Source organism: Kineosporiaceae bacterium SCSIO 59966, assembly GCA_020881835.1.
Taxonomy (GTDB): Bacteria; Actinomycetota; Actinomycetes; order Actinomycetales; family SCSIO-59966; genus SCSIO-59966.
Map to the genome: position 1 here is coordinate 1,440,780 of CP052876.1, position 16,588 is coordinate 1,457,367.

At 73.6% G+C, this 16,588-nt stretch carries 19 protein-coding genes and 2 pseudogenes; 8 read left to right on the plus strand and 13 right to left on the minus strand.

The genetic code is table 11. The features are described from left to right. The first annotated feature begins 130 nt into the window (after nucleotides 1–130). On the plus strand, nucleotides 131–487 hold the full coding sequence (locus tag HJG43_06765; protein ID UER55780.1) for a hypothetical protein: 357 nt from the start codon (nucleotides 131–133) through the stop codon (nucleotides 485–487). 15 nt (nucleotides 488–502) lie between these two features. After that, a pseudogene (locus HJG43_06770) lies at nucleotides 503–1,801 on the plus strand (phenylacetate--CoA ligase family protein). A gap of 50 nt (nucleotides 1,802–1,851) precedes the next feature. Here HJG43_06770 and HJG43_06775 read toward each other — a convergent pair. Together HJG43_06775 and HJG43_06780 are read right to left on the minus strand one after the other, a co-directional pair. Further along, nucleotides 1,852–2,736 carry an alpha/beta hydrolase gene (locus tag HJG43_06775; protein UER54295.1) on the minus strand — a complete coding sequence of 295 codons (885 nt, stop codon included), beginning with the start codon at nucleotides 2,734–2,736 and terminating at the stop codon, nucleotides 1,852–1,854. Nucleotides 2,737–2,746: 10 nt separating this feature from the next. Then, a complete protein-coding gene (locus tag HJG43_06780) occupies nucleotides 2,747–3,361 on the minus strand; it encodes a helix-turn-helix transcriptional regulator (GenBank protein ID UER54296.1) in 615 nt (204 codons plus the stop codon). Between the two features lie 46 nt (nucleotides 3,362–3,407). Between HJG43_06780 and HJG43_06785 the strand changes: the two genes are divergently transcribed. After that, nucleotides 3,408–4,715, plus strand: a complete 1,308-nt coding sequence (locus tag HJG43_06785; GenBank protein UER54297.1) for a molybdopterin-dependent oxidoreductase — start codon at nucleotides 3,408–3,410, stop codon at nucleotides 4,713–4,715. Nucleotides 4,716–4,728: 13 nt separating this feature from the next. On the opposite strand, the gene ccsA is transcribed toward HJG43_06785, so the two are convergent. The 5 genes from ccsA to HJG43_06810 all read right to left on the minus strand — a co-directional run bounded on the left by ccsA (nucleotide 4,729) and on the right by HJG43_06810 (nucleotide 9,603). Continuing rightward, nucleotides 4,729–5,535, minus strand: coding sequence for a cytochrome c biogenesis protein CcsA (gene ccsA, locus HJG43_06790; protein ID UER55781.1), 807 nt, complete (start codon nucleotides 5,533–5,535; stop codon nucleotides 4,729–4,731). A gap of 56 nt (nucleotides 5,536–5,591) precedes the next feature. After that, entirely contained in the window at nucleotides 5,592–7,070 is a 1,479-nt protein-coding gene (locus HJG43_06795) for a cytochrome c biogenesis protein ResB (protein UER55782.1), read from the minus strand. 110 nt (nucleotides 7,071–7,180) lie between these two features. Continuing rightward, nucleotides 7,181–7,753 (minus strand): TlpA family protein disulfide reductase, encoded by a 573-nt coding sequence (locus tag HJG43_06800; GenBank protein UER55783.1) that lies wholly within the window; start codon nucleotides 7,751–7,753, stop codon nucleotides 7,181–7,183. A gap of 123 nt (nucleotides 7,754–7,876) precedes the next feature. Then, nucleotides 7,877–8,917 (minus strand): hypothetical protein, encoded by a 1,041-nt coding sequence (locus HJG43_06805; protein UER54298.1) that lies wholly within the window; start codon nucleotides 8,915–8,917, stop codon nucleotides 7,877–7,879. Continuing rightward, nucleotides 8,914–9,603, minus strand: a complete 690-nt coding sequence (locus HJG43_06810) for a GNAT family N-acetyltransferase (GenBank protein ID UER54299.1) — start codon at nucleotides 9,601–9,603, stop codon at nucleotides 8,914–8,916. The genes HJG43_06805 and HJG43_06810 overlap by 4 nt, the downstream gene beginning before the upstream one ends. 153 nt (nucleotides 9,604–9,756) lie before the next feature. On the opposite strand from HJG43_06810, the gene HJG43_06815 reads away from it, so the two are divergent. From HJG43_06815 to HJG43_06825, 3 genes are all read left to right on the plus strand, one after another. Further along, entirely contained in the window at nucleotides 9,757–10,140 is a 384-nt protein-coding gene (locus tag HJG43_06815; protein UER54300.1) for a BlaI/MecI/CopY family transcriptional regulator, read from the plus strand. A 10-nt stretch (nucleotides 10,141–10,150) separates the two neighbouring features. Beyond that, complete coding sequence (locus HJG43_06820; protein ID UER54301.1) at nucleotides 10,151–11,110, plus strand: M56 family metallopeptidase; 960 nt, start codon at nucleotides 10,151–10,153, stop codon at nucleotides 11,108–11,110. 148 nt (nucleotides 11,111–11,258) lie between these two features. Next, complete coding sequence (locus HJG43_06825) at nucleotides 11,259–11,945, plus strand: class E sortase (GenBank protein ID UER54302.1); 687 nt, start codon at nucleotides 11,259–11,261, stop codon at nucleotides 11,943–11,945. 13 nt (nucleotides 11,946–11,958) lie between these two features. Here HJG43_06825 and HJG43_06830 read toward each other — a convergent pair whose 3' ends face one another. The 5 genes and pseudogenes from HJG43_06830 to lnt form a co-directional block, all read right to left on the minus strand. Next, nucleotides 11,959–12,213: a hypothetical protein gene (locus HJG43_06830; protein ID UER53199.1), complete on the minus strand. Its 255-nt coding sequence runs from the start codon at nucleotides 12,211–12,213 to the stop codon at nucleotides 11,959–11,961. Continuing rightward, on the minus strand, nucleotides 12,210–12,449 hold the full coding sequence (locus HJG43_06835) for a DUF2892 domain-containing protein (protein UER54303.1): 240 nt from the start codon (nucleotides 12,447–12,449) through the stop codon (nucleotides 12,210–12,212). Before HJG43_06835 ends, HJG43_06830 begins: the two co-directional genes overlap by 4 nt. A gap of 95 nt (nucleotides 12,450–12,544) precedes the next feature. After that, nucleotides 12,545–13,237 carry a hypothetical protein gene (locus HJG43_06840; GenBank protein ID UER54304.1) on the minus strand — a complete coding sequence of 231 codons (693 nt, stop codon included), beginning with the start codon at nucleotides 13,235–13,237 and terminating at the stop codon, nucleotides 12,545–12,547. Beyond that, nucleotides 13,234–13,617, minus strand: a complete 384-nt coding sequence (locus tag HJG43_06845) for a rhodanese-like domain-containing protein (protein ID UER55784.1) — start codon at nucleotides 13,615–13,617, stop codon at nucleotides 13,234–13,236. The genes HJG43_06840 and HJG43_06845 overlap by 4 nt, the downstream gene beginning before the upstream one ends. 93 nt (nucleotides 13,618–13,710) lie before the next feature. Further along, nucleotides 13,711–15,216, minus strand: a pseudogene (gene lnt, locus HJG43_06850) (apolipoprotein N-acyltransferase). A 222-nt stretch (nucleotides 15,217–15,438) separates the two neighbouring features. Here lnt and HJG43_06855 point away from each other — a divergent pair. Together HJG43_06855 and HJG43_06860 are read left to right on the plus strand one after the other, a co-directional pair. Further along, nucleotides 15,439–15,681: a heavy-metal-associated domain-containing protein gene (locus HJG43_06855; GenBank protein UER54305.1), complete on the plus strand. Its 243-nt coding sequence runs from the start codon at nucleotides 15,439–15,441 to the stop codon at nucleotides 15,679–15,681. Beyond that, nucleotides 15,671–15,952, plus strand: a complete 282-nt coding sequence (locus HJG43_06860; GenBank protein ID UER55785.1) for a metal-sensitive transcriptional regulator — start codon at nucleotides 15,671–15,673, stop codon at nucleotides 15,950–15,952. The genes HJG43_06855 and HJG43_06860 overlap by 11 nt, the downstream gene beginning before the upstream one ends. Here HJG43_06860 and HJG43_06865 read toward each other — a convergent pair. Further along, nucleotides 15,949–16,584 carry a DUF998 domain-containing protein gene (locus tag HJG43_06865; GenBank protein UER54306.1) on the minus strand — a complete coding sequence of 212 codons (636 nt, stop codon included), beginning with the start codon at nucleotides 16,582–16,584 and terminating at the stop codon, nucleotides 15,949–15,951. The genes HJG43_06860 and HJG43_06865 overlap by 4 nt on opposite strands. Between the last annotated feature and the right edge of the window lie 4 nt (nucleotides 16,585–16,588).

Below are 16,588 nucleotides of genomic sequence, written 5' to 3' on the forward strand. Positions count from 1 at the left end.
ACCTTCAGCACTTCCGTGCCACAGCCGTGAGGGTGCGGGGCCAGCCTGGACGCACGCGTCAACAGCGGAGGTGGTCCTCGTGACGAGCGCGACCCAGACCGAGGCGGTCCCGTCAGCAACACAGGCCCGAGTGGGCCGGCTGCGGGTGATCTGGAACGGGATCTCAGCCGCCATCGGCGCCGTGATGGGCCTCCTGCCGCACGTCCTGCACCACGTCGGCTTCCTCGTCGGCACCCTCGCGCTGACCGGGGTTGCGGGCAACCTGGCGTTCGGTGCCGCCGGCCTCGCGCTGTCCGTGCCGTTCCTGCTCCGCCTGCGCCGCCGGTTCGGCACCTGGCGGGCGCCCGCGCTCGCGCTCGGCCTGTTCGCCGCCATGTTCTCGCTGTCCGCGTTCGTGATCGGGCCGGCGATCAGCGGTGACGGTGCCCCCGTCACGACGCCGGACCCGGCTCCGACGCAGGAGCACGACGTCCACCACGACGAATGACGCTCGGGACGCCAGGTGTCCGTCTCCTTGCTTGTGAGGATCCTGTGGCTCAGGCGGGCCCTCCGCGGCCGTGAACGCTGGTCGCGCGAGGAGCTGCTGGCCCACCAGCGCCGCGAGCTCGGCCGGCTGCGTGACTTCGCGTGCGCGCGGTCGCCGTTCTACCAGCGCCTCCATCGGGGCCTCGAACGTGCCCCGCTGGAGGAGCTGCCGGTCGTGACCAAGGCCGACCTGATGGGCAGCTTCGACCAGGTCAGCACCGACCCGGCCGTCCGGCTGGCCGATCTGCAGCAGTACCTGGCCGTCGCCGGTGACGAGGAGGTGTTCGCCGGCCGGTACTCGGTGTCCGCGACGTCGGGCAGCTCCGGGCTCCGGAGCGTGATCCCCAGCAACCGCCAGGAGTGGGCGACCGTGATCGCCTCGTACGCGCGGGCGAACGAGTGGTCAGGCATCCGGGCAGGGCTGCGCCGGCCGACCCGCCTGGCAGTCGTGAGCTCGACCACCGTCTGGCACCAGTCCTCGCGGGTGGCCACCACCGTGCGCAGCCGGTTCGTCGACAGCGAGCGGCTGGACGCCGGGACGCCGCTGCCCCGGCTCGCGGACCGGCTGAACGAGATCCAGCCCGAGGTCCTCGTCGCCTACGCGTCGATGCTCCGCGCGCTGGCCGGCGAGCAGATGGAGGGCCGGCTGCGCATCGCGCCGCGCGCGGTGAGCTCCTCCTCCGAGGTGCTGACGTCTCAGGTCCGCGACATGGTCATGCGGGCATGGGGTGTGCCGCCGTTCGACGTCTACGCCGCCACCGAGACCGGCGGCATCGCGGCGGAGTGCGACCGCCACCTCGGCATGCACCTGTTCGAGGACCTCGTCATCCCCGAGGTCGTCGACAGCCACTACCGCCCGGTGCCGGACGGGCAGCCCGGGGACCGGTTGCTGGTCACGGTGCTGTTCAGCCGCACCCTGCCGCTGATCCGCTACGAGATGACCGACCGGGTCGAGGTGGCCACCCACCGGTGCACGTGCGGCCGCCCGTTCCGGCTCCTCGCCGGGGTCGAGGGCAGGACGGACGACGTGCTCGAGCTCCCCGGGGCCCGCGCCGGCGAGACGGTCCGGGTGCACCCGGTGGTCTTCCACCGCGCGCTCGACCTGGTGGAGGCTTCGGGATGGCAGGTGCGTCAGGAGCCTGGGGGGCTGAGTGTGCTGATCGCCTCTCCGGCACAGGGTTTCGACCCGGTAGGTCTGGAGCGGAACCTGACGGAGGCCCTCGCCTCCGCCGGTGCGCTCCTGCCCGCGGTCCGCGTCTGCGTGGTCGATGCCATCCCGGCGGGCCCGACCGGCAAGCGGCCGCTCGTCGTCGCCGGGACGAGACCTCAGGCCGGCACCGTCGGCTGAACGCGCCGGGCCACGAAGTCGTGGATCAGCCTGGCGAGCTCGTGCGGCGCGTCCTCGCCGACGAAGGGCCCGGAGTCCTCGATCACGGCCAGCTCGGCGGCCGGCAGCAGCCCGGCGAGGCGCTGGCCGTGGGCGAGGGGGAAGAAGTCCTGGCGGGCCCAGGCCACGAGGGCCGGCTTGTCGAACCCCGGCAGGGCGTCGGCGGCGTCGAGCGTGTACCGGCGGGAGATGGCCCGGACCAGCTCGGCGAAGTCGCGTCGCGTGCCTGCGTGCTGCCGCAGGGGTTCGGTGTAGCTCGTCATGATCTCGTGCGGGATGGGTCTGCGGGTGAGCAGCCCGAAGGCGATCGGCAGTCGGTAGACGGCCGGCCACCTCAGCGTCTCGGCGAGCAGCCGGAGTCCGACCGTGGTCCGCCCGACCAGCTGGAGGTGCCGGATCGGCAACGGCAAGAAGTTCTCGAAGGCGTCGCAGGGGGTCAGCACGAGCGCTCGGACGCGGTCGTGCGGGCCGGCGGCCACCGCCTGGCAGACGGCGCCTCCGGTGTCGTTGCCGACCAGGACGACCCCGTCGAGGCCCAGGGCCTCCAGCGTACGGGCGACCAGGTCGGCCAGGCCCGGCAACGTGAAGTCGGTGCCGCGGCGCATCGACGCCACATGCCCGCCGAGCGGCCAGTCCGGGGCGATGCAGCGGTACCGCTCGGACAGCTCCGGGACGACGTGCCGCCACACGTCGGCGTTGGCGACGATGCCGTGCACGAACACGAGCACCGGGGCTGTGGCCGGTCCGGCCTCGTGGTATCGGATGGTGCCCTCGGGCAGGACGACCTCGCGGATCGGTCCGAGGGTGCTCACGCTCGTCGCCATCGTGTCCTCCTCAGCGGTCAGGCTCGGTGGGTCGCGGCAGCAGCCCGTCCAGCAGCAGCCGGTTCAGTGCGGTGACGGTCTCCTCCGGTCCCCAGCCGTGGGCGACGCGGAGGTGGAGGTACGTGCGGGGGACGACGTTGAACAGCACCGTGGCGGTCCTCTCGGGGTCGTCCTGAGGCGACAGGCTGCCCTCCGCGGCTCCGTCGAGCAGCAGCCGCTCGAAGGGCCGCACGTAGACCTCGCGGGTGTCGTGCCGCCCCGGTGCGGGGTCGTCGAGGTGGAACAGCGGGTCCGGCGCGGTCGACAGGCCGGCGAGCAGCGCGAGGTGCTCCTCGACGACGTCACAGCACGCCTGCAGCGCCGCCCGCATGCGCTCCGCCGCGTTGCCGCGACCGGTCAGCGCCGGCCACAACGCCGCCTGCCAGGCCTGGGCCGCTCCGACGGTGAGCGCCTCCACCAGCAGGTCCTTGCTGACTCCGCGGCGGTAGAGCGTCACCCGGGAGACCCCGGCGGCATCGGCGACCCGCTCGAGCGTGAAGTCGTGCCAGCCGTGCTCGGACATCACCCGCGCGGCGGCGGCCAGCACCGCGTCGTCCAGCAGCGGCCGCTCCCTCTCCTGCATCACCCGCGCCTCTTCCATGAAACGTCAACGTTCAGCTACCGTAGCGCACATGTACGCCTCTCGTGGGTGGTTGACCGGCGCCGCGGCCGCCGGAGCGGGCCTGGCGGCGGTGGAGACGGCGGTCGCCGTCGCCGGCCGCCGGTCGACCGTGGACGCCGCAGGCCAGCTCGTCGTCGACCGCACCCCCCGGTCGGCCGTGGAGCTCGGGGTCAGGTTGCTGCGGTCGGCCGACAAGCCGGCGGTCCGCGCGACCGTCGTGGCAGCGGTGCTCGCGGCGGGGGCGCTGGCCGGGCGCACCGGTCGGCGCGGCCGGCTGCGATTGCCCGCCGCGTCGCTCGCCCTGGCCGGCGCCGGCGTCGCCACCGCGTGGCGACAGCAGGCGAGGCGGCGGGAACGCCAGGACGCCGCGTACGCGACGCGGCCCCTTGCGGTGGCTCGACCCCTGCCGCCCGCCCGGGACGGCGCCGAGGACTGGCCCGGCGCTCCGGCGTTGCTGACCCCGGTGGAGGACTTCTACGTCACCGACGTGGCGATGAGGCCCCCGGTCGTCGACGTGCACCGGTGGCGGCTGACGGTCACCGGCGAGGTGCGCCGTCCGTTGTCCGTCGGGTACGCCGAGCTCCTCGACGAGGACCTGGTGGAGTTCGACGCGGCGATGGTGTGCATTCACAACCGGCTCGGGTGGGACCGGCTCGGCAACCAGCGCTGGACCGGCCTGCCACTGGCCCGGTTGCTCGATCGGGCGGAGCCGACGGATGCCGCCCGCACACTGGTCACGCGGTCCGTCGACGGCTGGGAGTGCAGCCTGCCGCTGCGGCTCCTTGCCGACCGTGACGCCTACGTCGTCCTCGGTATGGGCGGGCGCGCGCTGACTGCGAGCCACGGCTTCCCGGCGCGGGTGCTCGTGCCCGGCCTGTACGGGCAGTACGCGGGAGCCAAGTGGCTGACCGAGCTCCGGCTGCAGGCTGTGCCGAACCGCGACTACTGGCAGGGCCGCGGGTGGCCGCACGGGCCGGTGCCGGTCCGGCCCATGGCGCGCATCGACGCCCCGGCTCACCGCAGCCGACTGGCCGCCGGACCCGTCACGGTGACCGGCGTCGCGTGGGCGCCGCCGGCCGGCGTCCGGTCGGTCGAGGTGTCGGTCGACGGAGGGGCCTGGGTCGGCGCCGAGCTGGCCGGCGAGCTGGCCCCGGCGGCCTGGCGCCGCTGGCGGGCCGACGTCGTCCTGACGTCGGGGACCCACGAGCTGAGGGTGCGGTGCACCGGCGGCGACGGCACGGTGCAGGACGGCGCGCCGCGGGCGCCGTTCCCGAGCGGCGCGTCCGGCTACCACCGGGTGCGGGTGCACGCCGGGTGACGGGCGTCCGCGGTCAGATGCCGGCGTACGAGTGCAGCCCGGTGATCCACATGTTGACGCCGAAGAAGTTGAACACGAACGCCACGTAGCCGGCGAGGGCGAACCACGTCGCCCGGCGCCCGCGCCAGCCGGCCGTGGCCTGCGCGTGCAGGTAGGCGGCGTACAGCACCCACGTGACGAACGACCAGACCTCCTTGGGGTCCCAGCCCCAGTACCGGCCCCAGGCGTTCTCGGCCCAGATCGCGCCGGCGATGATGGCGAAGGTCCACAGCGGGAACGCGAACAGGTGCGTCACGTGGACGACGCGCTCCAGCGTTGCGGCGGAACGCCGCCGCAGCAGGTACAGGGCCGCGGCGAGAGCGCCGACCGTGAAGATCCCGCCCGACACGATGGCCGCGATCACGTGGATCACCAGCCAGTAGGAGTCCAGCGCCGGGACCAGGTCCCCGGCCGGGGTGTACAGGACCGTGACCGACAGCCCCAGCGTCAGCAGGACGACGCCGACGACCCAGGCGCCGAGGTCGCGCAGCGGGTAGCGCCGCATGAAGAACAGGTACGCGGCGGTCGCCGCGAGCGCGCCGGTCGTGGCGAACTCGTACATGTTGCCCCAGGGCACCCTGCCGGCCGCTGCCGCCCGGAACACCACCCCCGACGCGTGCAGCCCGAACGCCAGCACCGTCAGGGACGTCGCCACCCGCCCGGTGCGCTCCGGGCGGGCCAGGGCGACCGCGACACCCGCCAGGGCCGGCCGGGCCGACGGGCGAGCCGCCAGGGCGGAGTCGAGGGCGTACCCCACCATGGCGAGCGCGTAGACGGCCATCGCGGAGTAGACGAGCAGGTTGCTGAGCTGGCCGAGGGTGATGTCGGCTGGCACGGTCACTCCTTCGTCGGTTCGTCGTCGGCAGCGGGAGCGCCGATCGTGGTCGTGATGCGGGCGAGCTCGCCGCTCGGCGGGCCGAGCCGGGTGAGCCCCAGGCTTCCCGCCTCGACGGACGTCGTGCCGTCGCTGCCGGGCCGTACGCGGACGACGACGCGGCGGTGCCGCACGGTCAGCGAGGCGGTCAGCCCGGCGAGCAGCAGCAGTGCGGCGACGAGCGAGATCTCCTTGCCCGGGTCGTAGGCGATCTGGAAGTTCGCGAACCGGGACACGCCGTCGAACGTGACGCTGCCCTGGCCGCCCGGCAGCGTCATCGTCTCGCCGACGCGAAGCGCCTGGGTGAACGGTTCGCCGTCGACCATGACCTGCTCCATGCCGGAGGTGTCCAGCTCGTACACCGACTGCGGGGCTCCCGACGACAGGCCCAGGTCGCCGGTCCACGCGTTCAGCAGCAGCTGCGGCTCGAGCAATTGCGGGAACACGGATCGGGGCCCGGTGTCCTCGAACGAGGCGGTGGGCAGGAAGAGCCCTTGGAAGCCGAGCTCCACCGGACGAGCGTCCGGCACCTTGATGACGCCGTCCGAGGTCAGGTTGCCGTCGAGGGGCAGGAAGACCACCGGCCCGGCGAACACCGGCTCGCCGCTGCCGTCCCGCACCGTCACGTCCACGGCGTAGCCGTTGCCGGTGAGGAACACCTTGGTGCCGCCCACCACCAGCGGACGGTTCACCCGGATCTCGAAGGGCCGGCTGTCGCCGTCGAGGTCGGCGTCGTAGGCGATCTTCGCGGAGAAGTCCCGGGGCGTCCCGGTCTGCGGGCCACTCGTCTCGTACCGTGCCGAGAAGCTGTCCAGGGTGAACGCGAACGGCTCGAGGTTCGTCTCGTCGACCCAGGGGCCGCCGACGAAGTCGTCGTACTGCGTGCGGGTGTTGGTGAAGCCGGCGCCCTCCACGACGATGACCCGCCCCTCGAAGCCGTAGAGCGAGCCGACCGCGACGCCGACGAGCAGCACGAGCAGCGAGAGATGGAAGGACAGGTTGCCGAGCTCGCGCAGCCCGCCCTTCTCCGCGGTCACCGCGTCGGGCTCGCTCCGTACCCGGAAGCGCCGGCGCCGCAGCTCGGTCGCGGCCTGGGCCAGGACGTCGGACGCCGGCCGTGTCGTCGTCCAGGCCTGCCGCTCGGTGTACCGCGCGAGGCTCGGTGGAGGAGCGGGTGGTCTGGCTCGCCAGCCTCGCCACAGCTGCCGGCAGCGCGGCAGCACGCACCCGGTGAGCGACACGAGCAGCAGCAGGTAGACCGCCGCGAACCAGGGTGCGGAGTAGACCTCGAAGAAGCCCAGCCGGTCCAGCCACGGGAAGACGGTCGGGTACATCTCCCGGAAGCCCGCCACGTTCGCTGGGCTGATTCCCCGTTGGGGCAGTAGGGACCCCGGCACGGCGGCCAGCGCGAGCAGCGCCAGCAGCGCGAGCGCCGTCCGCATCGAGGTCAGCCTGCGCCAGGCCCACCGCGCCCAGCCGGCCGGCCCGAGCCGCGGCTGGCGGATCGGCTCTGTGGCCCGCGGCTCGGAGCGGGCCCGCTCGGTCTCCAGGCTCACGACGTGGTGCCGGTCACCGGCTCGGCGAGGGCGGTGTCCACCAGCGCGCGCAGGGTCGACTCCTCCGCGACGCCGATGATGCGCGCGGCGACCCGGCCCTGCCGGTCGAGCACGATCGTGCTGGGCACCGCCTGCACCGGCACCGTTCCCTGGAAGGCGAGGACGGCGCGGGCCTGTGGGTCGTCGAAGCTCGGGTACGTGATGCCGTACCGGTTCTCGAACGCCTTCGCCGCCGTGACGTTGTCACGCACGTCGATGCCGACGAAGGACACCCCGCGGCCGGCCAGCTCCTCGGAGAGGGCGCTCAGCATCGGCGCCTCCTCGCGGCACGGTACGCACCACGAGCCCCACACGTTGACGACGACGACGTCACCGCGGAAGTCCGCCAGCGACAAGGGGTTTCCGTAGAGGTCGGTGCCGCTGACGTCCACGGGCTCGGTTCGCTGACCAGGCGGGATCTCCGCGACCGGGGACGTGCCTGCGACCACCTGTCCGGCGTCCTCGGCGTCGGAGACGCCACCGCGCAGCCACATCAGCGCCCCGGTGACGGCGACGGCCAGCACCACCATCGCCAGCACCAGCGACCACGGACCGGGCCGGGACGCCCGCCGCGACGTCTCTGGCGGCGGTAGGTCTCCGGCGTGAAGCACGCGGTCGACTATAACGGGTAGTAGACGACCCGGCGCCGCGCCTCAGCGGGTGACCTCGAAGCCGAGGTGGAGTTGGTCCTGGTGCACCAGGTCGCTGAAGTAGGGCCGGCGCCCGCGCACGCCGTCGACGTCCTGGGGACCCCCGATCTCGGTGGCGCCGAGGGCCGCGGCGGCCTCCATCGCCGCCCGCCAGGGCGCCCTGGCCTGGTCGATCACCGGGATGCCGTCGAGCGCCCAGATGTCGACGGCCCGCCCCCGCGTGTGGTTCGACTGCCGGTCGGTGCCGAAGACGTTGAACGGGTGACCGGTGCTGAGCACGAGCACGTCCAGCCGCCACTGCTGCGCCAGGCCGGACAGCATGGTCAGCACGAGGTCGTCGATCAGCCCTGCCTGCACGTCGCGGCGGGCGGCGGCCGGCAGCACGATCCGGTCGTTCGCCAGCACCGCGCGGGCGGCGTCGGTGATCTGCGGGGCGGGGGCCGGCGGCTCGCTGAGCAGCAGCTCGGTGACCTCCCAGGTCCCGTTGCGCCGCACCAGCCTCGCGTCCACGGTGACCGAGCGCTCCGCCGGCGCCGCGTCGTCCGGCACCAGCTGCTCGCAGACGACCATGACGCTGGCCTCGCCGGGCTCCGGCACCAGGCCCCCGTACTGCGGGTACGTCACCTTCAGCGACGACCACGGGGTCGTGTCGAGCAGCCGCGCCAACGGACGCAGCGCACCCTCGTGGACACCCAGGCCCTGCACGCGCTCCCTCGCGGCGTCCGGTCCCACCGGGCCGTCCCGCCAGGTGAGGGCCGCCTCGAGCGCACGCACGGCGGCGACCTTGCAGGCGGGCTCGACCTCTCCGGGAAGGACGGCGTAGGGCGGGACGTCCACGGGCGGGGGAGGCGCCGGTCGGGTCGGGGTCGTGGGTTCAGGGGTCGGGTCGCCGCCGGGCCGAGGCCGAGACGTGGGCGCCGCGCTGGGGACGACGGTCCGCCCCGGGGCGGTGGTTCCCGCGGTCGAGCAGCCGGCCAGCAGCCCGAGCGAGGACGCCCAGAGCAGGGACCGGCGGGACAGGGGGGCGGGCTTGCCTGCTGTCACGCCGCCGTCCGCTTGCAGAACAGCACCATGCGCCGACCGTCGCGGTTGGTCCGCACCTCCCGCAGCGTCCACCCCAGGCGCCGGTAGAACTCCACTGCCCCTCCACCTTCGTCGGTGAGCAGCTCCATCCGCGTCACACCGGCCGCGGCCACGTCCGCCTCGAACCGGGCCATCAGCTCACGGCCGAGCCCGCGGCCCCGGGCGGCCGGCGTCGTCACGATCGCGTGGACGACGGCCACCGGGCCCTCGACAGCGCCGCTCGAGGCCGTCGTCGAGGGCCCCGAGGAGACGATGCGCCGGGCGTAGCGGCGCAGCCGGGTGCGCAGGAAGCCGAGCGCGAGCCCGGGCCGGCGGGCGAGGCCCCACGCTCCGCGGAGCGCCAGCGGCCACTTCGCGGACCGGAGCGTCTCGGCCACGTACGCCGCCTGGTCGGTCGTGGCGAGGATGAAGGCGAGGATGTCCCCGTCGGCGCTGGTGACGACGTGCGCGCTGGCGTGCGGGTTGTCGACGAAGGTGAGGTGCCAGCGGCGCACGAACGCGGGCCCGAGCCGCGGGAACAGGCCCTCCCCCAGCAGCGCGATGTGCAGCCGCGCGGTGGTGGCCACGTCGAGCGGGGCGAGGGGGCGGCACGTGACGGAACCGGCCCCGGACGTGGCGGTGCGCTGGCCGTGAGGTGGTTGCAGCACGGGGGCTCCTGGTGATCGGGGTCGGGGACGGTCGGCGCGCCGGAGGCACGGGGGTCTGGAGTTGCCCTCTGCTCGGAAACTACCAGCCCTAGTATTGCCGCCAGGGAATGGAGAGGGTCGTGTCCGACATCTCCGGTCACAGCAGGAGGTCCGGTGCGCGACTTCGGCGGGCTCGAGGCGCAGATCATGCAGCGGATGTGGGAGCGCAGCGACCCAGCGTCCGTGCGAGACGTCCTCGAGGAGCTCCAGGAGGAGCGGCCGATCGCCTACACCACCGTGATGACGGTGATGGACAACCTCCACCGCAAGGGCCACCTCACGCGCACTCAGGAAGGTCGGGCATACCTCTACACCGCCGTCCGCAGCCGGGACGAGCACCACGCGCTGCTGATGGCCGAGGTGCTCGAAGCCAGCGCCGACCGGTCGGGCACGCTGCTGAGCTTCCTGGGCCGGATGTCCGCCGAGGAGATCCAGGACCTGCGCCGCCTGCTCACGCAGACGGGCCGGCGGCGTGCCCGGCAGTCGAGACGGCGATGAGGTAGCCGTCGTGTGGCTGCTCGCGTCCCTGCTCGCGTACGCGGTGCTCCTGGGCACCGTGGGCGGGCGGCAGCTCGCCGCTGCACGCTGGCCCACGCGGGCCCCGGTGCTCGGTGTGCTGCTGTGGCAGGTGCTCAGCGTGTCGCTGCTCGTGACGGTGATGTCGATAGCCGCCGTGCTCGCCCTGCCGGACGCGGAGCTCGGCGACGGGCTGGCCGCGTTCCTCCAGACCTGCGCCCACACGCTGCGGGAGCGGTACGCCACCCCGGGCGGTGCCGCGGCGGCGACCGCGGGGCTGCTCCTCGCCGTCGCGGTCGCGGGCCGGCTGGCCTGGTGCTTGGTCTCCGAGCTGTGGCGGTGCCGCCAGGGCCGCCGCGTCCAGCTCGAGCGACTGAGGCTGGCCGCAGACCACCACCCCGCCCTCGAGGCCTACGTGGTGGACGACGAGCGGGCGGTCGCGTTCTGCGTGCCGGGGCGGGCACGCACGGTCGTCCTCACCTCTGCGGCGGTGCGGGCGCTCACCGGGGTGGAGCTGGCCGCCGTCCTGGCCCACGAGTCGGCGCACCTGCGCTGGCGGCACGACGTCGCTCTGGCCGTAGCACGAGCGCTGGCCCGGGCCTTCCCCTTCGTGCCGACCCTCCGCCTGGCGCACGAGCGCATCGGTGAGCTGGTCGAGATGGCCGCTGACGACGCCGCCGCCAGGCGGCACGGCACGCGCGCCGTCGGCTCCGCGTTGGTCCAGCTCGCCAGTGCCGAGCCGCCGCGGTTCACGCTGGGAGCCAGCGGCTCCGGCTCGGCCGTGCGGGCGCGCCGGATGCTGACACCGGACTCCGGGCTCCGCCGCGGCACACGGGGAGCGCTGATGGCCTTGGCGGTCAACGCGGTGGCGGCTCCACTGCTCGTGACGGTGCTCCCGGCCCTCACCGCGGTGGCTACCAAGCACTGCCCGTTCGTCATCCAGGCCGCATGAGGAAGGACGCCGAGTACGATCACCCGTAGTAACAGCAGCCAGGCAGCACGCTGACGGACGGGGGAGACTCGTGCAGCAGGTACCGGTGACGGAAGCGGTCCGCGGGACTCCTCGGTCGACTGCTGGGACCGGCGGTTGGCTCCGGGCCGTGGTGCGCGGCGCGGGCGAGCTCCTCATCACGCTCGGCGTGGTGCTGCTGCTGTTCGTCGGCTGGCAGCTGTGGTGGACCGACGTCGAGGCGGCGCAGGACCGCAACCGCGTCACGGAGCAGCTGCAGGAGGCGTGGGCCGCAGAGACTCCACCGGCTCCCACCGCGGAGCCCGCACCGGGGGCCGAGCCGCCGTCCGTGCCGGTGCCCGCCGAGGGCGAGTCGTTCGGCGTCGTGTACATCCCCCGGTTCGGGAAGGACTACGCGGTGCCGGCGACCGAGGGCATCGGGCTGGAGTCCGTGCTCAACAAGGGCGTCCTCGGGCACTACCCAGGCACGGCGATGCCGGGTGAGGTCGGCAACTTCTCCCTTGCGGGTCACCGGGTGACGTACGGCAAGCCGCTCAACCAGATCGCCGAACTCGTGCCCGGCGACGCGATCGTGGTCGAGACGGCCGACACGTGGTTCGTCTACCGCATGCGCGAGTACGAGATCGTGACGCCGGACCGGATCGACATGGTGGCGCCGGTGCCGGGCCAGCCGGGCGCCGTGCCCACCGAGCGCCTGCTGACGCTGACCGCCTGCCACCCCATGTACTCGGCCAAGTACCGGTACATCGCGAGGGCCGTGCTGGAGAGCTGGCAGCCCAAGGGCGGTGACCCGCCCGCGGCGCTGTCGGAGGGCTGACGTCGCGAGCCGCCTACCGGTGGCCGCTGCCGTGCCCCATGCCGACCATCATCAGCGCCATCAACCCCAGGCAGACCAACGCGATGAGCACGGCGCCGGCGCCGGCCACGCCGGCCATGACCAGCCAGACAGCGATCGCGATCATCGGGATGCAGCAGAGCACCATCATCCAGCGGTGCCCGGCGCCGTGCCCGGTGCCCGGGGACTGCGGGTCAGCGTGCTCGTGGTCCGGTGCGGCCGGCAGCCCTGGGGGCCGGTGCTCGCTCATGTCGTCCTCCGGAGGGACTTGGGCACGTGGCCGAGCTTGCTGTACAGCGGGCAGTGCCCGAGGGCACCCGTGACGACCAGGTCCAGCCCGACGAGACCCAGGAGCACCTCGAGCACCGCCACGCCCGTGCTCGGAGAACGGGTCAGGAGCCACGCCGCTGCGACGATCGCCCCGAGACCCACGATGATCCGGCCGGCGCGCTCAGCCGGGGAGATGTTGACCGTCAACCTGGCCACTGATCCGCCCTTCCTCTGCCGATACAAGTACGTCACTTCGTAGTCTCGGGCGAGTGGGTGGTCCGGCGACCGGGGCCAAGGTCCCGACCCGGGCCCTACCGGCGTCGAGACACAGGGGCCGGTGAGCGCGACCGGCGACGGCCGACGGTGCGCGTGAACGCCGCCCACTGCAAGGCGAGCACCGCCGCGCCGAGGGCGAGCAGCGGCACGCGGAACCAGTTGCCGGGCACGGGTGCACGGTGGAACGACTGCGTGTAGTGGATGAACAGGAAGTACGCCGCGTGCAGCACGGCGAGGTAGAAGACGACGTAGGCGCCGTTGTGGAGCCACTTCCACGCCGCCGGGCCGAGGAAGCGCATGGCGCGGTCGGACGACGTCGCGAGGAGCACGAGCATCCAGCCCAGGGCCACGAGACCCACCAGGTTCGCCAGGCCGAATCCGGGTTCGAGCCGTGCCTCACGGCCGAGTTCTGGGATGAACTCGTACCCGAGCAACCGTCGCGCGCTCCACCTCGCCCACCCGTTGAGGACGAGCAGGGCGTGGACGGCTGCCGCCAGCGCGGCCCACACGCCGATCGGGCGTCGCCACGGCAGGAACCTGCCCGCGCGCGAGGACAGCTTGGCGGCCGGGCCGAGCGCGAGCGAGACGAACAGGAGCACGATCGCCGTGTCGCCGACTGCACGCCACAACCGCATGTCCGGGCTCCACTCCGGTCTGCTGGCCCAGAAGCCGACCAGGAGCAGCGCGGTCAGCACGCCCGTCCCGACGTGCCGTCCACCAGCGTTCATGCCGATCCTCCGTCCGGGAAGGCGCGCTCCCACGCCACCATGCCGCCGTCGAGCTCCACGAGGTCCTGATAGCCGATGCCCGCCAGGGTCTGTACCGCGATCGCGCTCATCCGGCCCGTCTTGCAGTACACGGCCAGCGGCGTGCCGCGGTCCGGGGGCAGCTCGTCGGCCCGGGTCCGCAGCTCGTCGAAGGGGATGGCGGCGTCCGTGCCGGGGATCGACCCCTCGTCGGGGGTGTGGACGTTGAGCAGGAAGCGGTCGTCGTCCTCCACCGCGGCAGCGAACTCGCCCGGCTCCAGTAGCCGGGCCGGTGGCGTCGCTGGGGTCGCGCCGGCCTCCGGCTGCCGGGGCGATCCCGAGCATCCGGTGGCCAGCACCATGGTCCCGCCTGCCTGCAGCAGGACGTCGCGGCGACGCACGGCCCGGTCGGCCCGGTCCGCCGTGCCGCGCTGCCGTGCCGTCGGCCGGCGTCCTCGTCCGGCGCGCAGCCCGAGAGCGGCTCCGGCCAGGCCCACGAGGACCAGAAGCCCCTCGGGCCCGGCGCCCAGGCGTGCCGCGACGGTGAGGCCGCCGCGCAGGGGGAGGGTGGCGGTCAGCGTCTCGGCGGTGAAGTGGTCCGAGACCTCCACCATGTCACCGGTCGGCGTGATGAGGGCGCTCACTCCAACGGTCGAGATGTGCACCACCGATCGCCCGAGCTCGACCGCCCGCAGGCGCGACATCGCCAGCTGCTGCACGCTCTCGTCGGTGCGGCCGAAGGTGGCGTTGTTGGTCTGGACGACGAGCAGGTCCGCGCCGCCGCGGACCGCCTCTCGCAGGAGGTCGTCGAAGGCCACCTCGAAGCAGATCGCCGTGCCCACCGTCGCGGGGCCGACGGTCAGCACGTTGGGGCCGGTGCCCGCGACGAAGTCCCGCCGCACCAGGTCGACCTTGTCGCTGATCCGCCGGAAGAACGACCGGTACGGCACGTACTCGGCGAACGGCACCGGCCGGCGCTTGACGTACTGCTGGCCGGGACCTTTGCCGGGCTCCCAGACCATGCTCACGTTGCTCAGCTTGTCCGCCGGTTCCTGCAGGACCGTGCCCAGCAGCAGGGGGACGCCGACCGCGTCGACCGCGCCGGAGATCACCGCGTCGGCGTCGGGGTTCCGCAGCGGGTCGATGTCGCTGCTGTTCTCCGGCCACACGACGAGGTCAGGCGGCCGCGCGCGCCCGTCGGCCACCGCGCGGGCCAGCTCGCGGGTCGCCGCGGCGTGGTTGTCGAGGACCGCCCGGCGCTCGGCGTTGAAGTCCAGCCCCGCCTTGGGCACGTTCCCCTGCACCGCCGCGACGTCCACCGAGCCGGTGCCGTCCCCGGGGCGCGGCACGGCGGCCCCGACGGCCATGACGGCCGTGGCCAGCGCCGCGCTCACGGCGGCTGCCGGCAGGGACCGCCGGCGCCCGCGGGCGCGCAGAGCCCGCAGCCCGGCGTGCGCGAGGAGGACACCGGCGGCCGCCACCGCGAACGACACCAGCGGCGCCCCGCCCAGTGCTGCAAGCCCGAGGGTGGGCGCGTCGGCCTGGGAGAACGCGAGACGACCCCACGGGAAGCCGCCGAACGGGGTCCGGGAGCGCAGCGCTTCCTGCGCGACCCACAGGGCCCCGACCACCACGGCCTGGGGGACCGCTCGTCGGGTGGCCCGCAGGCCCAGGACGGCGACCGCCCCGAAGGCTGCGACGTACAGCGCCTGCAGGGTCGCCAGAGCCAGCCACGGCATCGCACCCACGTAGATGCCCGACCAGGCCACGTGCGGCACGAAGAAGGCCAGGCCGAACACCATGCCGAGCAGCGCACCGCCGCGCACGCCGCGCCCGTGCACGGCGAACAGGAACACCGCCAGGGCAACGGGTGCCAGCGGCCACCAGCCGACGCCGGGGAACGCCAGGTCGAGGAGGAGCCCGGAGCCGAGGGCCAGGACGACCGCGGCCGGTGTCGGCACCGTCGGGAAGCCGGGCGTACCGCTCGGACGCTCGACGTTCTCCACCACGTGCAGCCCCTGTCGTCGACGATCTCCGATCGCGGATAGTAGTAGCACGCCGGACGGTCTTCATCGAACCTTCGTCGCTTCTTGCGCCGGGGCGCCGGCCTCGGGGTGCTTCCATCGAAGTACCCCACCGGGGTAGGGCACCCCCGGAACGGTGGCCAGTGAGGAGGCTGACAGGTGGTGACGGGAACGTATGCGGTCCGTGGGCTGAAGTGCGGACTCTGCCTCGCCGCGGTGATGGATCGACTGCGGTCGCTGGCCGGCGTGACGCGAGTGCGGGTGGACCTGGTGCGTGGAGGCCAGTCCCCGGTGGTCGTGACGTCCGACAGCGCACCCAGCAGTGAGTCGGTCCGCGAGGCCGTCCGGGACGCCGGCTTCGAGCTGGTCACCGGGCGGAAAGGGGGCCGTGGTGATCCATGACGACCCCGGGAGGCAGGACCTCCTCAACCGGCTCAGCCGCATCGAGGGGCAGGTCCGCGGGATCTCCCGGATGGTGGAGGGCGACGTCTACTGCATCGACATCCTGACCCAGGTGTCGGCCGCCTCGCGGGCCCTGCAGTGCGTGGCCCTGCGGCTCCTGGACGACCACATGCAGAGCTGTCTCGCCCAGGCCGCCGGATCCGGGGGGTCTGTCGACGCCGGCAAGCTCAAGGAGGCCTCGGACGCCATCGCCAGGCTGGTGCGCAGCTAGCCGGGAGGTCGACCTCCCGGCGGCGGCGCCGCTCGCGCCAGCCGGGCGGCCGTCGACAGCTCCCAGAGCGCGAAAGCCGCGAGGGCCGCGCGTTCGGCCAGCCCTGGCGTCCATCCGGTCCGCAGCGCGACCACGAGCCATGCCGTGCTCGCGCCCGCCAGGGCTGTCAGCGCGACTGCGCGCCGGGCATACGACCGCCAGCCCGGACTGGCCCGGAAGGCCGACGCCAGTGCGAGCAGCGCGGCCAGCTCGACCGCGAAGGACGCCGTGGCAGCGCTCCGGTGGACGACGCCGGCAGCCGACTCGGGAGCGCCGGGCGCGTCGGTGCGGAAGACCCCCGTCAGGAGCAGGCCCACGCTGGCGAGGGCGAACGTCACGACCCCCAGTCGAGCCGCCCCCGAGCGCCCGAGCGCACGGGCGAGGCCGACGCTGAGGGCGACGTTCCCCGCGCCGTGGGCGAGGACCCCCAGGGCGAACAGGCCGCCCCAGCGGCCGTTCGCGTAGTCGCTCACCAGGTCGTCGAGGGGGCTCAGGTCCCTCCGGACGGCGTGCAGGACGGCGACCACGCCGAGAAACGCGATCACGCCGACCACACCGGCCAGTCCGCCCCATCGCGTGACGGGGACGGTCATCCGC

Excerpts from the sequence above, each read along its gene's own strand:
- HJG43_06775 (UER54295.1), bottom strand. The coding sequence starts at position 2,736 with ATGGCGACGAGCGTGAGCACCCTCGGACCGATCCGCGAGGTCGTCCTG.
- HJG43_06785 (UER54297.1), top strand. The coding sequence starts at position 3,408 with ATGTACGCCTCTCGTGGGTGGTTGACCGGCGCCGCGGCCGCCGGAGCG.
- ccsA (UER55781.1), bottom strand. The coding sequence starts at position 5,535 with ATGGCCGTCTACGCGCTCGCCATGGTGGGGTACGCCCTCGACTCCGCC.
- HJG43_06795 (UER55782.1), bottom strand. The coding sequence starts at position 7,070 with ATGCGGACGGCGCTCGCGCTGCTGGCGCTGCTCGCGCTGGCCGCCGTG.
- HJG43_06800 (UER55783.1), bottom strand. The coding sequence starts at position 7,753 with ATGGTGGTGCTGGCCGTCGCCGTCACCGGGGCGCTGATGTGGCTGCGC.
- HJG43_06830 (UER53199.1), bottom strand. The coding sequence starts at position 12,213 with ATGAGCGAGCACCGGCCCCCAGGGCTGCCGGCCGCACCGGACCACGAG.
- HJG43_06840 (UER54304.1), bottom strand. The coding sequence starts at position 13,237 with ATGAACGCTGGTGGACGGCACGTCGGGACGGGCGTGCTGACCGCGCTG.
- HJG43_06845 (UER55784.1), bottom strand. The coding sequence starts at position 13,617 with ATGGTGCTGGCCACCGGATGCTCGGGATCGCCCCGGCAGCCGGAGGCC.
- HJG43_06865 (UER54306.1), bottom strand. The coding sequence starts at position 16,584 with ATGACCGTCCCCGTCACGCGATGGGGCGGACTGGCCGGTGTGGTCGGC.